Below are 13,649 nucleotides of genomic sequence, written 5' to 3'. Positions count from 1 at the left end.
GGAACCGATCGGGAAACTTCGCCCGGAGATCTTGTCGTGCCGCCGGGCGCGGCTGCCGGAATGCTTCGACATCGAGCGGAAAGAAGCTTCTCATATTCAAAGAATTCAACTGACATGTCAAAACCGGCAGAAGGAAGTCGGGTCAGGTGTCGTCCGCGGCCGGCTGCGGAGCCCTGTCGCGGGCGTGCGGTTCGGCCCCGGTCCAGGCCTCACCGTGAGCCCAGGGTGGGGGTACAGGTGCGTGGTGGTGTCATTCTCGAACCAGACATATGAGGTTCTCTCAGACTTCCTTACAGCGGCTGGGAGCGCTATGGTAAGAGCGGCCAGTGCGGGTGCTGCCGAACCCGTCCCGATGGCCGGCTGAAGGTCGAATCCGCGGCTCTTGACCAGCTGAAGCCCAGGTGATAGGCATTTTTTGGCCGCAGTATCGCGGGTCGGTCGAATCGGCTGTGATCGCATGGGCTCCGATCGATCTGCCGGACAGGCTCGATCAATCGCGTGCCTCCGGGGCCGGGCTCGGGGATGATGGCCTGAAGGCGTCCGGTGTGACGGCTATCACGGTTGGTTGTCGGGCGTGTGCTGGGTTCAAGGGCATGTTCTGGGTTTGAGGGCAGAGGAGCCGTCGACATGGCACGGATCGAACCGCGTCCCCTGCGGGAGTGGCCGAAGGAGATGCGCGCGGCCCTCGCGGCGATGACCCCGGCGGCGCCCCGGCATCCTCCGCTGCCCACCGAGGGGCGCTCGAAGGCCCTGAACACGCTGGGAACGATGGCCCACCATCCCGAGCTGGCGCATGCGTTCTTCACGTTCAACGGCCACATCCTGCGCGGCACGACGCTCACGCTGCGCCAGCGGGAGATGATCGTTCTGCGGGTGGCGACGGTGCGCAAGGTCGCCTACGAGTGGGCCCAGCATGTGATCATGGCCCGCGATCTCGGCCTCACCGACGCCGAGATCGCGCGTATCGCGTGGGGCCCGGACGCCCCCTTCCTGGACCCGCTGGACGCGGCGCTGCTCCGTGCCGTCGACGAGCTGATCATTGACGGCGGGATCAGCGCGACGACGTGGGAGTTCCTCGCCGGCAAGCTCGACGTCCAGCAGCTGCTCGACATCATCTTCACGACCGGCACCTACGACATGCTGGCGATGATGATGAGCTCGTTCGACCTGCCGCTCGACGACGACCTCCACGAGAGCCACGACTGAGCGCGTCGCGAGCCATCGCCGAGAACGGCCCGCCGCCCCGGCGCCCGGCCGGGGCGGTACCGCACGGACGATCCAGACAGCACGATCCGAGTAGGAGTTGCCATGGCCGCGACCGTGTCCGCGATCAGCCCCGAGGTCGGCGTCGAGGTCGCCGGCCTGGCGGGTCACCAGCTCGTCGATCCGGTGGCGGCGGCCCAGTGCCAGGCGCTGCTGGAGAAGCACGGCGTGGTGGTCTACCGCGAGCTGAACATCGACGACGCCGATCTGGTCGCCTTCAGCCGCCTGCTCGGCACCGTCGTGGTCGCGCCGACGGGCGGGATCGACGGGCTCCCCGAGGTCTCGAAGATCACCCTTGACCCGGCCGAGAGCGTGCTCGCCGCGTACCGCAGGGGCACGTTCTTCTGGCACATCGACGGCGCGAACGACGAGCTGCCGCAGAAGGCCACCCTGCTGACGGCGCGCCAGGTCTCCGACGAGGGCGGCGACACCGAGTTCGCGAACACCTACGCCGCCTACGACGCCCTGACCGACGAGGAGAAGGCCCAGTTCGCCACGCTGCGCGTCGTGCACAGCTTCGCGGCCTCCCAGCGCCTCGCCGAGCCGGACGCGTCGGAGAGGACCCGGGCGCTGTGGGCCCGGGTGCCCAGCCGGGAGCACCCGCTGGTCTGGACCCGCCGCAGTGGCCGCAAGTCCCTGCTGGTCGGGGTCACCGCCAGCCACGTCGTCGGCTGGCCGGAGGAGGAGAGCAGGGCCCTGCTCGACCGGCTGCTGGCCTGGTCGACGGAGCCCCGGTTCGTCCTGCGCCACCACTGGCGCCCGGGTGACCTGGTCATCTGGGACAACACCGGCATGCTGCACCGGGCGATTCCGTACACCGCTACGTCCCGCAGACTGATGCACCGAACCACCCTCGTAGGCGAAGAGGTCGTAGCCTGACCTCCGCACACCGAGCAGGTGCGCGCAAGGATGACGAGGATGGCGTCCATCGGACGCCCTGGCGGCGGCGGAAGCCGGCGCCGGGGGGACAGCGGGCGTCATCCGGGTCCGGACTGTCTGTCTGACGGAGGTCAGCATGCGAGTAGTAGTCGATTTCAAGCTGTGTGAGAGCAACGCGCTGTGCGTGGGCATCGCGCCGTCGGTGTTCGAGCTGGACGACAACGACTATCTGGTGATCCTGGACGAGGAGCCCGGCGAGGACCTGCGCGCCGACCTGAAGGCGGCCGTCGCGGCCTGCCCGAAGCAGGCCATCAGCCTCGCCGACGACTGAGCCCGATCCGCGGGGGAGCTGACCGGGACCACGGGCGGCACGTCCGCCCGTGCACGTATTTCCTCCTGTCAAGCCCAGGCTGAAAGAAAAATGAGCCCCTTTGCTGGGTGAATTGCCGCCCGCTTCTCTACGATCATTCACAATGAAACCTCACCGTCCCGGCGCTCTGCGCGTGCTGCGGGTGTCCCGCGCGTCCGGCCTGCCCGGCCTGTCGCGTGGCCCTTCCCGCGGTCGGGCGCAGGCCGGGTCCATGGCGGCGAGCGGAGCCCGGTCGGCTCGGCGGCGGCTGGCCGCCCAGCGGTTCTGGCAGCTGCCCGACAAGGAGCTCGATCGGCTGCTGGAGCTCGCCAGCGAGGTGGACCGGGTCGAGCTGAAGCTGGTCGTCCCGGTGGACGCCCACGACAGCTGTTGCGCGGCGCTCGGTGTCGACTTCACCCGAGGCCGTCGGCAGCGGGTCTTCTACCTCGACACCGCGGACCGCGCCCTGCACCGCAACGGCGCGGTCGCCCGGGTCCGCAGCATCGTCGGCGGCCCGGACGACGCGGTGGTCAAGCTGCGTCCGATGGTTCCCGGCGACGTCTCCCGGCGGCTGCGCCGATCGAAGGACTTCGTCGTCGAGGTCGACGGAATGCCCGGCTACTACGTCTGCTCCGGCGCGCTGCGGGCCCGCCTCGGCGCCGACGACGTCGAACGGGTGATGGCCCAGGGCCGGGGCCTGCACCGCCTGTTCACCCGCCCGCAGCTGCGCCTGCTCAGCGCCCGCCTGCCCACCGGTCTCGACCTCGACCAGCTGCGGGTGTTCGGCCCGGTGGACGTGCGCCGGGCCAAGATCCGCCCGGACGGGCTGGGTCGCCGCCTGCTCGTCGAGCGGTGGACCTACCCCGACGGCTCCCGCATCGTCGAGCTGTCGACCCGCTGCGCCCCCACCGAGGCCCTGCGGGTCGCCGCCCGCACCGCCGACGTCCTGCGCCGGCACGGGGTGGACCTCACTGGCCCGCAGCAGACCAAGACGCGCGCCACGCTGGACTACTTCGCGGCCGCCGGGCGGGCCCGGTCTGCCACGAAAGATGCGCCGATCGGGGGATCTGCGGGAAGCTGGGAAAAAGGCGACGCATCCGGCGCGCGCCGCGAGCGAGGAGGCCATCGCCGTGATCCGGCTCAGCGTGCTGTACCCGAAGACCGAGGGCGCGACGTTCGACCATGACTACTACCTGAACAAGCACATCCCGATGGCCTGCAGGATGTGGGGGCTGACCCAGGTGGAGGTCGACCGGGGCATCCGCGGGCCCTACGTGGCGGCGGCGCACTTCCGCTTCGACTCGATGGACGCCCTCAGCACGGCGATGAAGGCCGACAGCACCGCGATCGCCTCCGACCTGTCGAACTACACCACGATCACCCCGGTCATGCAGATCAGCCAGATCGAGGGCGACGACTGAGCGACCCGGGCTGAGGTTCCGGTGCAGCCGCCTGTGCCTGTGCCTGGGTCTGCTTGCTTGGCCTGCGTGAATCAGGCCACCGGTGGCAGCGGCTGACCGCCGTCGAGCACGACGCGGAAGGGGTCGCCGCGCTCGGCGAGACGAGCCAGTACCGTGCGGATCGTGAAGCTGTCGGGGCGAAGCGTCGGGTCGTCGAGCTCGTCCCAGTCGATCGGCGCCGACACCGGCGCACCCGCGGCGGCGCGCGGGCTGTACGGGGCGACCAGCGTCTTGTTCCGCGCGTTCTGCGTGTAGTCGAGCCGGGCACGCCCGGCCCGCTCGCGCACCTCCCACTTCCAGCTCACCAGCTCGGGGACGACGGCGCCGACCGCCCGGGAGAGCCGCTCGACCCAGTCCCGGGTCTGCTCGAAGCCCGGCCCGGGCGCGACGGGAACCCAGATCTGCAGGCCCCGGCGTCCGGTGACCTTGACCCCGGCCCGCACGGCGAGGTGCGCGAGCGCTGTGCGGTGCAGCCGGGCCAGCACCAGGACGTCCTCCCAGGCTGTGCCCGTCCCCGGGTCCAGGTCGATGAGCGCGTAGGACGGCTGCTCCGCGGCGGTCACCGGCGCCGTCCAGGCGTGCCATTCCAGCGCCCCGAAGTTGGCCGCCCAGACCAGCGTCGCCGGTGAGTCCACGACCAGGTGCTCGGTGGTCCGGCCGGCGGTGGCCCCGGGGGGATGCCAGCGGGTGACCCAGTCGGGCGCGTGCGCCGGGACCTGCTTGTGCCAGAAACCGGGAGCCTGCGCCCCGCTCGGGAAACGGTGCATGTTCAGAGCCCGGCCGGTGAGGTACGGCAGCACGGTCGGCGCGATCAGGGCCGCGTAGCGCACGAGATCCCGTTTGGTGGCCGCAGGCCGTTCCGTTCCCGCCGGGAACAGCACCTTGTCGAGATTGGTGAGGCGCAGCGGCCGGCCGAAGACCTCCCAGACACCGTTCGCCCCCAGGTCGTCGAGCGCCCGCAGCTCGTCGTCCCCCGGGGGGCGCACCGCGGGCGGCGCCGCACCGGCCCCGGCGCCGCCCGCTGTCCCTGAACCATCCGTCGCGTCGGTGGCGGCGTCGGCGTGGGTGGCGGTGCCGTCGGTGGTGGTGATGGTGGCGTCGGCGGCGCGTCCGGGCGCGGGTGCGCGGGTCCGCTCGGTGGCCTGCGCCGTGGATGCACCGGAACGCCAGATCCGGTCAGGCACGGCGCGGACCTCGTCATTGGTACGACCGCTGAGCACCGACCGCGGGTGCTGCTCCGGGTTCCAGCCGGGCACCGCCTGTGCGTCCCGCTTGTGCAGCAGCAGCCACCGCGGCTCCTGCTGACGGATCAGCACGAGCCGGCCCCGCAGCTTCCGCCCGAACACATCCGCGTGCAGTTCCCCCGCGGCGACCGCCGCGACCGGATCATCCGTCCCGTGCGGGACCCAGCTGCCGATGTCCCACACGATCACATCGCCGGAGCCGTACTGCCCGGCCGGGATCACCCCTTCGAAGTCCAGGTACTCGACGGGATGGTCCTCGACGTGCACGGCCATCCGCCGCACCGCGGGATCCAGGGTCGGGCCGCGGGGGACCGCCCAGCTGGCAAGCACCCCGCCCATCTCGAACCGCAGGTCGTAGTGCAGCCTGCGGGCACGGTGCCGCTGCACGACGAAGCGTGCCGCGCCGTCAGGGCCGGGGCCCGCACCGTCGCCGGTGGGCTCCGGGGTGGCCTGGAAGTCCCGCCTGCGCCGGTAGTGTCCCAGCCGATCGGGCGCCTGCTCCGCGGGCTCCGCCTGCTCCGGTGGCTCCGGCGGGTCGGAGCGCCCCGGCCGCCGGGATCCGCCGGACCGCTCGTTCGGTCCGGACGACCTGCCCACCTGGCGCCTCCCGCCCGGAGGGGCCCGGCGCGGGCCGCCCCCGGCACCCGGACCACCCCGCCACCGCGGATCCCACACCATGGCAGCGGCCAGGCGCAACGACCCGCGGCAGCGCGGTGCGACGACCGACTACTACTGCGGGTCGTAGGCGAGGTTGGGGCGCAGCCACTTCTCGACCTCGGTGATGCTCATGCCGCGCCGGGTGGCGTAGTCCTCGACCTGGTCGCGGCCGATGCGCCCGACGGTGAAGTAGCGCGCCGCCGGGTTCGCGAAGATGATGCCGCTGACGGCGGAGGCGGGGGTCATCGCGAACGACTCGGTCAGCCCCATGCCGACCTGGTCCGCGCCGACCAGGTCGAACAGTGGCCGCTTCTCGCTGTGGTCCGGGCTCGCCGGGTAGCCGAACGCGGGCCGGATGCCGCGGAACCGCTCGGCGTGCAGGTCCTCCAGCGCGGGCTCGGAGCCCGGCTCGAACCAGGCCCGCCGGGCCTCGAGGTGGACGTACTCGGCGAACGCCTCCGCCAGCCGGTCGGCCAGCGCCTTCACCATGATCGACCGGTAGTCGTCCTGGCGGGCCTCGTACTCGGCGGCGAGGACGTCCGCGCCGTGGATGGCCACCGCGAACGCGCCGAGGTGGTCGCCGGCCGGAGCCACGTAGTCGGCGAGGCTGCGGTTGGGCCGGCCGGCCGGCTTGGCCGTCTGCTGGCGCAGCATCGCCAGCCGAAGCCGGCCGTCGGTGGCCGAGACGGTCGGCTCGACCGTGGCGGCGGCGCCGGCCGCGCCAGCGCCCGATGTGCCAGTGCCCGATGTGCCAGCGCCGGCCGTGGCGACGTCGACGAGGAGGTCGTCGCCGTCGGCGACGGCCGGCCAGAAGCCGTACACGCCCTCGGCCCGCAGGCTGCCGTCCGCGATGATCTGGTCGAGCAGCGCGTTCCCGTCGTCGTACAGCTCGCGGGCGACCGGCTGCTCCAGGATCGCCGGGTACTTGCCCTTGACCTCCCAGGCGAGGAAGAAGAACTGCCAGTCGATCATCGCGCGCAGCTCGGCGAGCCCCGGGCGCACGACCCGCAGCCCGGTGAACGCGGGCACGGGCAGGTCGTCGAACGAGACCTGCTCACGGTTCGCCCGGGCCTGGGCCAGGGTGAGCAGCGGCTGCTGCTGGCGCCGCTCGTGCGCCTCACGCAGCTCCTGCTGCTCGGCGCGGTTGCGGATGGCGAGCTCGGCGGCCCGGTCGTCGTCCAGCAGGTCGGAGACCACACCGACGACCCGGGAGGCGTCCAGCACGTGGACGGTCGTGCCGTCGTAGGCGGGCGCGATGCGCACCGCGGTGTGCTGGCGGGACGTGGTCGCACCGCCGATCAGCAGCGGCAGCTTCAGCCCGCGGCGCTGCATCTCGGCGGCCACCGCGACCATCTCGTCCAGCGACGGGGTGATCAGCCCGGACAGGCCGATCGCGTCCGCGCCCTCGGCCACCGCCGTGTCGAGGATGACCTTCGCCGGGACCATCACGCCCAGGTCGATGACCTCGTAGTTGTTGCAGCCCAGCACCACGCCGACGATGTTCTTGCCGATGTCGTGGACGTCGCCCTTGACGGTCGCCATCACCACCCGGCCGTTGCCGCGGCGGCCCGCGTCGGCGTCCACGGAACCGCCGGCGGCGAGCAGCGCCTGCTTCTCCGCCTCCATGAACGGCTCCAGGTAGGCGACGGAGCGCTTCATCACCCGGGCGGACTTGACCACCTGCGGCAGGAACATCTTCCCGGAGCCGAACAGGTCGCCGACGATCTTCATCCCGTCCATCAACGGGCCCTCGATCACGTCGAGGGGGCGGGCCGCCACCGCGCGGGCCTCCTCCGTGTCGGCCTCGATGAAGTCGACGATGCCGTGCACGAGCGCGTGCGAGAGCCGCTGCGCGACCGGTGCCTCGCGCCAGGAGAGGTCCACGACGCGCTTCGTGCCGCTGCCGCTCACCGTCTCGGCGAACGCGACGAGGCGGTCGGTGGCGTCGTCGCGGCGGTCGAACAGGACGTCCTCGACCAGCTCCAGCAGGTCGGCGGGGATGTCCGCGTACACCGCGAGCTGACCGGCGTTGACGATGCCCATGTCGAGGCCGGCGCGCACCGCGTGCAGCAGGAACGCCGAGTGCATCGCCTCGCGGACGACGTCGTTGCCGCGGAAGGAGAACGACAGGTTCGAGATGCCGCCGGAGATGCGCACCCCGGGGCAGCGCTGCTTGATCTGCGGCAGCGCGTCGATGAACGCCTTGGCGTAGCCGTTGTGCTCGGCGATGCCGGTGGCCACCGCGAGCACGTTCGGGTCGAAGATGATGTCCGTCGCCGGGAAGCCGACCTTCTGCGTGAGCAGGTCGTAGGCGCGGGCGCAGATCGCGACCTTGCGCTCGGTGGTGTCGGCCTGGCCCTGCTCGTCGAAGGCCATCACGACCACGCCGGCGCCGAAGTCGCGGATGCGCCGCGCCTGCGCCAGGAAGGGCTCCTCGCCCTCCTTGAGGCTGATCGAGTTGACGACGCCCTTGCCCTGCACGCAGCGCAGCCCCGCCTCGAGCACGCTCCAGCGCGAGCTGTCGATCATGATGGGAAGGCGGGCGGCCTCCGGCTCGGTGGCCAGCAGGTTCAGGAACGTGGTCATCGCCCGCTCGCTGTCGAGCAGGTCGGCGTCCATGTTGACGTCCAGCAGGTTCGCCCCGCCGCGCACCTGCTCCAGCGCCACGTCGATCGCGGCCTGGTAGTCGTCGGCCTCGATCAGCCGGCGGAACCGCGCCGAACCGGTCACGTTGGTCCGCTCGCCGATCATGACGAAGCCGGTGTCCGGGCCGATCTCGAACGGCTCCAGGCCGCTGAACCGGGTTGTCGCCGGCAGCTCCGGCAGCGCGCGCGGCGCGGTGCCCCGCACCGACTCGGCGATCCGCGCGATGTGCGCGGGCGTCGTTCCGCAGCAGCCGCCGACCACGTTGACCAGGCCCTCGGCGGCGAACCCGCCGATGAGCCGGCCCGCCTCCTCCGGGGTCTGGTCGTAGCCGCCGAACGCGTTCGGCAGGCCGGCGTTCGGGTGGCAGGCGGTGAACGTGCCGGCGAGGCGGGCCAGGTCGGCGACGTGCGGGCGCATCTCCTCGGCGCCGAGCGAGCAGTTCACCCCGACGACCAGCGGCTCGGCGTGCGCGATCGAGCTCCAGAACGCCTCGACGGTCTGCCCGGACAGCGTCCGCCCGCTCATGTCGACGATCGTCACGGAGATCCACAGCGGCAGCTGCGGGGCGACCTCGCGGGCCGCCGCGATCGCCGCCTTCGCGTTCAGCGTGTCGAAGATCGTCTCGATGAGGAGCAGGTCGACGCCGCCCTCGGCCAGCGCCGCGATCTGCTCGGCGTAGGAGGCCTTCACCTGATCGAAGGTCACCGCCCGGTAGGCCGGGTCCTCCACCCGCGGCGACAGCGACAGGGTGACGTTCAGCGGCCCGATCGACCCGGCGACGAACCGCCGGGTACCGGACATCTGCGCCGCCTCGTCGGCGGCCTGGCGGGCCAGCCGCGCCCCCTGCACGTTCATCTCCCGCACCAGCGACTCCAGGCCGTAGTCGGCCTGCCCGATGCTGGTGGCGGTGAACGTGTTCGTGGTCGTGATGTCCGCGCCCGCGGCCAGGTACTGCCGGTGCACGTCGAGGATGACGTCCGGCCGGGTCAGGTTCAGCAGGTCCGGGTCGCCGGTGACGTCCTTCGGATGGTCCGCGAACCGCTCGGTGCGGTAGTCGGCGGGGGTGAGGCCGGCGTTCTGCAGCATCGTGCCCCAGGCCCCGTCGAGGACGGCGACCCGCTGCCCGAGCAGCTCCCGCAGTGCCCGCTCACTCGCGGTGATGGCACCCGCGCCGGGTGCACCGGGTGTGCCGGAGGGGCCGGTACCGGGGGAATCCGCGCTGGCACCGCTCACCAGGTTGTCGAGGGTTCCGGACACCGCCAAGACACACACCTCCCTGTGGGGGGAGGCGCCCTTACGGAGAGGTTCCAGCCGAGCGTGGCGGACCTTGGCCCGTTGCGGAACCCGTCCGTTGCAGCGCCCCTCGACCTGACACAAGACCCTACACGGTGCCCTTTGGGGCCTGCGGAACCTGGCTGACGGCGGCCACATCGGCACATACCGGCCCCAGGCCGGCGGACCTCGCCGTGGTGGGAGGGCAGGCTGCGAGGGCAGCCGGGGGTGGTGTCAGCGGTCCGCTGGCCCGGTGGCGAAGTGCGCGGTCAGCCGAAGTGCGCGGTCAGCCGAAGTGCGCGGTCAGCCGAAGTGTGCGGTCAGCCGAAGTGTGCGGTCAGCAGAGCGCGCAGGGCTCGGCGGTCGCTCCACATCGGCGCGGTCGCCGGGAAGACGTGCGTCCGGGCGTGCGGGAGGGCAGCCGCGACCTCGCCCACGACCTCGGTGCGGTGGATGAGATCGCCGTCCTGCCCGACGACCAGCGCCCGCGCGCCCACCCGGGCCAGCGCCGCGCGGTCGGCGAGCGGGGCGTTCCCCGGCAGCTCCGTCGGCGGCGAGCATGCCGTCAGCATCAGCGCGTAGGCGCGCAGGTACACGTCGAAGCCCCGCACTCCGTGCAGCTGCGAGGTCATGGAGGTGGCGATCTCGGCGCGCAGCTCGTCCTCGTCACCGCCGTGCCGGGCGAGGTGGATCCGCCGGAAGATCTCCAGGACGTCCGGCGGGATCGGTTCGTCCAGCGCCGGTGGAAGCAGCAGCGCCAGCGTCGTGAACAGTCCCGGCTCCCGGGCGGCCAGCGCCAGCAGCGCCCCCGCCCCCATGCTCTGCCCGACGGCGGCCGTCGCCCCGAACTCGGCGGCGACAGCGGCCAGCTCGTCGGCGAGCTCCGGGTACGTCCAGCCGTTGGGCCGCGGTGACGAGCCGCCGTAGCCGCGGAAGTTGACGACGACCTTCGTCCCGGGCAGGCCCAGCGCGGTCGGCAGCATGACCCGCGCCGACGCGCCCCAGGCATGCGCGACCAGGACCACGGGCTCCCCATCCCCGACCACGATGACCTCGTTGGACGCACCGCCGACGCCGACCGTCACCGTGCGCGCCGCCGAAGCCCGAGCCGCCCCGGCCCGTGGTCCCGCTGCCTGTACCGACACCCACATCCCCCGCATCCGCTCCGAGCGCCGCCGCGGCATCCCGGCCCGATTCCCGACCCGACCGTTTCATCGTGGACGTTAGCCGTTCACGCGGGCGCGGAGGCTCCGATCGAGTCCGGCCCGGGCCTGACGAGGCCATGGCGCACGGGGCACGCGGCACGGGAAACAGGGGCCCGGGAAACACGGGGGGCACGGCGCATGGGAAACATGGGAAACAAAGGAAAGGGCGGGCGATCTTCGTCGTTCCGGAGTGCGTCGCGAGATCCCCGAGGAGTGGCGGGAGCCCAGGCCACCGAAACCTGACCTGGTGGTCCGTGCCCACCCGCCGCCCGCCGACCGCCGGGGATCCCGCGTCACGGCGCTGCGCGCGCAATCCACGCCAATAGCGACAAAGGGAACGCGGAGTCGCTTGATAAGCCGCAAGAAGGGAGGATTTCGGTTGCTGTCGCAGCCATAGTCCTCCCTTCTTGCTCGGGAGCGGCGGCCTCGGTCGGCGGCAGTGGCGGTGGGGCTCGGGGTCAGGCCGAAGGCGCCGGGGGGCAGAGGCAGAACGGGTGACCGACCGGGTCGAGCAGCACCCGCCAGCGGTCCCCGCCCGGCTGGAACTCGGCCTGCGTCGCGCCGAGCTTCTCGGCCAGCTCAAGCGAGGCCGCCAGATCCGTGACCCGGAAGTCGAGATGGAACTGCTGCGGGGCGGACTGGTCCGGCCAGCGGGGCGGCTGGTAGCCCTCCACCCGCTGGAACCCGAACATGATCTCGGTACCCGGAGGTGTCAGATACGCCCAGGCACCCGCTTCGTCAGCACCGCCCACACCCCAGCCGGTCAACTCGCCGTAGAACTCCGCCAGGGCTTTCGCGTCGGGGCAGTCCAGCATCAGCCCGAGCCAGCTCACGCCCGTGCTCGTCGCTTTTGTTCCCACCGGTCCAGTCGCTTCGCTCACTGGTCCACCTCTGCTCGTCTCTGCTCAACGGTGTCGGAACGCGCCGGTGCCACTACCAGGAGCACCGCCGCCGTCCCATCCTGACGGCGATATCTGACTTCCTCTGTCAGGTATCGCGGCGGATGATGGGCCGGTGCGCGCAGATCGCCTGCTCTCGGTCCTGCTCCTGCTGCAGGCACGGGGGCGGCTGACGGCCCGGGAGATCGCCGACGAGCTGGCGGTGTCGGTCCGCACCGTCTACCGGGATGTGGAGTCGCTGGCCGGGGCCGGTATCCCGGTGGTGGCCGAGCGCGGGTCGACGGGCGGCTACCGGCTGCTGGGCGGCTATCGCACCAGCCTGACGGGCCTGACCGCGGGCGAGTCGGACTCGCTGCCGCTGGCCGGGCTCCCCGCCGCGGCCGAGGCGCTCGGCTTCGGCCCGGGCGCGGCCGCCGTCGAACGCAAACTGCTCGCCGCGCTCCCGTCCGGTAACCGGCAGCGGGCCCAGCACGCCCGACGACTGTTCCACCTCGACGCGCCGGGCTGGTTCCGGGACGTCGAACCCGTGCCGCACCTGGCCGAGGTGGCCGGGGCGGTCTGGGAGTGCCGCCCGCTGCGGCTCACCTACCTGCGCTGGCGCTCCCCCCAGGAGGTGGTGCGGGACGTGGAGCCGCTCGGCGTTGTCCTCAAGAGCGGTACCTGGTACCTGGTCGCTGCGACTGCGACTGCGACTGCGACTGCGACTGCGACTGCGACTGCGACTGCGACTGCGACTGCGACTGCGACTGCGACTGCGACTGCGACTGCGACTGCAGCCAAGGCCGGTGCCGGTGCCGGTGCCGTCGCCGGGGATGCCGTCCGGGTCTACCGGGTCGGGAAGATCCACCACCTGGAGACGCTGCCGGGCACGTTCCCGCGTCCGGACGATTTCGATCTGGCTGCATTCTGGGCCGGGTGGACGGCTCGTTACGAGGCGGATGTCTACCGGGCGACGGCCACCGTGCGGTTCTCCCCGGAAGGCCTGCGGATGGCGCCTTTCCGGCTCGCACCCGCCGTGATGAGGGCCCTGCGGAGCACGGCGCAGACGCCGGACGCGGACGGATGGGTCCGCGCGCGGCTGCCGATCGAGTCGATCCGGCACGCCCGTGGAGACCTGCTCGTTCTCGGCGCCGAGGTGGAGGTCCTGGAGCCACCGGAGTTGCGCGAGGCGATGACCATGGCCGCGGCGGCCCTCACGGCCCTCTACGCCCGCCCGGCGAGAGAGGGAGAAGGATCAGTAGCGGTAGCGGACCTGGATGATGATCAGGTCGTCACCGCGCACCTGGTAGACCAGACGGTGCTCGTCTGTGATCCGTCGTGACCAGAAGCCTGACAGGTTCTGCGTCAGCGGCTCCGGCTTGCCGATGCCGATCGCCGGGTCGCGCGCGGACTCCTCGATCAGGCGATTGATGCGGCGCAGCATCTTCCGGTCGTCCGCCCACGATGTGTAGTCGTCCCAGGCCTGGGACGTGAAAACGACCCGCATCAGTCCCGTAGCTCGTGTTCCTCCACGGCACCGGCCGCCGCCTCGGCGATGCTGGCGGCCAGGCGTGCGGCGTTGGCGGGTGAGCGCTGCAGGTAGGCGGTCTCCTGCATGGACCGGAACTGCTGCTCGGACACCAGGAAGGCCGTGCCGTGCCTGGAGACGATCTCAACCGGCTCCTGGTCCGCGTTGACCTGCTCGATCAGTGGGAACAGGCGCTTGCGGGCCTCGCTGGCGGTGACAGCCATGGCAACTCCCAGGACCTAGTGGTACAGGAAACGGTACCACTAGG

At 71.7% G+C, this 13,649-nt stretch carries 12 protein-coding genes and 1 riboswitch; of the genes, 6 read left to right on the top strand and 6 right to left on the bottom strand.

Features of this window, described 5'->3' with window-relative positions; all coding sequences use genetic code 11:
* Nucleotides 1–627: 627 nt before the first annotated feature.
* The 5 genes from CcI49_RS33130 to CcI49_RS33110 all read left to right on the top strand — a co-directional run bounded on the left by CcI49_RS33130 (nt 628) and on the right by CcI49_RS33110 (nt 3,912).
* On the top strand, nt 628–1,206 hold the full coding sequence (locus CcI49_RS33130; protein WP_076833227.1) for a carboxymuconolactone decarboxylase family protein: 579 nt from the start codon (nt 628–630) through the stop codon (nt 1,204–1,206).
* A gap of 102 nt (nt 1,207–1,308) precedes the next feature.
* Nucleotides 1,309–2,142, top strand: coding sequence for a TauD/TfdA family dioxygenase (locus CcI49_RS33125; protein WP_054565558.1), 834 nt, complete (start codon nt 1,309–1,311; stop codon nt 2,140–2,142).
* 136 nt (nt 2,143–2,278) lie between these two features.
* Entirely contained in the window at nt 2,279–2,473 is a 195-nt protein-coding gene (locus CcI49_RS33120; protein ID WP_035952675.1) for a ferredoxin, read from the top strand.
* A gap of 142 nt (nt 2,474–2,615) precedes the next feature.
* The gene (locus CcI49_RS33115) at nt 2,616–3,677 is read left to right on the top strand and encodes an adenylate cyclase (protein WP_235497786.1); all 1,062 of its coding nucleotides are present in this window, start codon (nt 2,616–2,618) and stop codon (nt 3,675–3,677) included.
* The gene (locus CcI49_RS33110; protein ID WP_054565556.1) at nt 3,622–3,912 is read left to right on the top strand and encodes an EthD family reductase; all 291 of its coding nucleotides are present in this window, start codon (nt 3,622–3,624) and stop codon (nt 3,910–3,912) included. Before CcI49_RS33115 ends, CcI49_RS33110 begins: the two co-directional genes overlap by 56 nt.
* Nucleotides 3,913–3,983: 71 nt before the next feature.
* On the opposite strand, the gene CcI49_RS33105 is transcribed toward CcI49_RS33110, so the two are convergent.
* The 4 genes from CcI49_RS33105 to CcI49_RS33090 form a co-directional block, all read right to left on the bottom strand.
* Nucleotides 3,984–5,678 (bottom strand): DNA polymerase ligase N-terminal domain-containing protein, encoded by a 1,695-nt coding sequence (locus CcI49_RS33105; RefSeq protein ID WP_076833320.1) that lies wholly within the window; start codon nt 5,676–5,678, stop codon nt 3,984–3,986.
* A 246-nt stretch (nt 5,679–5,924) separates the two neighbouring features.
* Nucleotides 5,925–9,659: a methionine synthase gene (gene metH / locus CcI49_RS33100; RefSeq protein ID WP_116437566.1), complete on the bottom strand. Its 3,735-nt coding sequence runs from the start codon at nt 9,657–9,659 to the stop codon at nt 5,925–5,927.
* A gap of 118 nt (nt 9,660–9,777) precedes the next feature.
* Nucleotides 9,778–9,869, bottom strand: a riboswitch (S-adenosyl-L-homocysteine riboswitch).
* Between the two features lie 221 nt (nt 9,870–10,090).
* Nucleotides 10,091–10,915 (bottom strand): alpha/beta hydrolase, encoded by an 825-nt coding sequence (locus CcI49_RS33095; protein ID WP_241840374.1) that lies wholly within the window; start codon nt 10,913–10,915, stop codon nt 10,091–10,093.
* A gap of 518 nt (nt 10,916–11,433) precedes the next feature.
* Nucleotides 11,434–11,790 (bottom strand): VOC family protein, encoded by a 357-nt coding sequence (locus tag CcI49_RS33090; protein ID WP_083473201.1) that lies wholly within the window; start codon nt 11,788–11,790, stop codon nt 11,434–11,436.
* Between the two features lie 199 nt (nt 11,791–11,989).
* Here CcI49_RS33090 and CcI49_RS33085 point away from each other — a divergent pair, with 199 nt between their 5' ends.
* Nucleotides 11,990–13,195 carry a WYL domain-containing protein gene (locus CcI49_RS33085; RefSeq protein ID WP_241840373.1) on the top strand — a complete coding sequence of 402 codons (1,206 nt, stop codon included), beginning with the start codon at nt 11,990–11,992 and terminating at the stop codon, nt 13,193–13,195.
* Here the strand turns inward: CcI49_RS33085 and CcI49_RS33080 are convergent.
* Nucleotides 13,109–13,360 (bottom strand): Txe/YoeB family addiction module toxin, encoded by a 252-nt coding sequence (locus CcI49_RS33080; protein ID WP_054565553.1) that lies wholly within the window; start codon nt 13,358–13,360, stop codon nt 13,109–13,111. The two genes, CcI49_RS33085 and CcI49_RS33080, sit on opposite strands and share 87 nt — an antisense overlap.
* The gene (locus tag CcI49_RS33075; protein ID WP_054565552.1) at nt 13,360–13,605 is read right to left on the bottom strand and encodes a type II toxin-antitoxin system Phd/YefM family antitoxin; all 246 of its coding nucleotides are present in this window, start codon (nt 13,603–13,605) and stop codon (nt 13,360–13,362) included. The genes CcI49_RS33080 and CcI49_RS33075 overlap by 1 nt, the downstream gene beginning before the upstream one ends.
* Between the last annotated feature and the right edge of the window lie 44 nt (nt 13,606–13,649).

Source organism: Frankia sp. CcI49 (assembly GCF_001983215.1).
Classification (GTDB): Bacteria; Actinomycetota; Actinomycetes; order Frankiales; family Frankiaceae; genus Parafrankia; species Parafrankia irregularis.
The sequence above is the reverse complement of the archived record's forward strand: the minus strand, read 5'-3'. Positions and strand labels throughout refer to the sequence as shown.

Coding starts and splice junctions, on each gene's coding strand:
- CcI49_RS33130 (WP_076833227.1), top strand. CDS start 628: ATGGCACGGATCGAACCGCGTCCCCTGCGGGAGTGGCCGAAGGAGATG.
- CcI49_RS33125 (WP_054565558.1), top strand. CDS start 1,309: ATGGCCGCGACCGTGTCCGCGATCAGCCCCGAGGTCGGCGTCGAGGTC.
- CcI49_RS33120 (WP_035952675.1), top strand. CDS start 2,279: ATGCGAGTAGTAGTCGATTTCAAGCTGTGTGAGAGCAACGCGCTGTGC.
- CcI49_RS33115 (WP_235497786.1), top strand. CDS start 2,616: ATGAAACCTCACCGTCCCGGCGCTCTGCGCGTGCTGCGGGTGTCCCGC.
- CcI49_RS33090 (WP_083473201.1), bottom strand. CDS start 11,790: ATGCTGGACTGCCCCGACGCGAAAGCCCTGGCGGAGTTCTACGGCGAG.
- CcI49_RS33080 (WP_054565553.1), bottom strand. CDS start 13,360: ATGCGGGTCGTTTTCACGTCCCAGGCCTGGGACGACTACACATCGTGG.
- CcI49_RS33075 (WP_054565552.1), bottom strand. CDS start 13,605: ATGGCTGTCACCGCCAGCGAGGCCCGCAAGCGCCTGTTCCCACTGATC.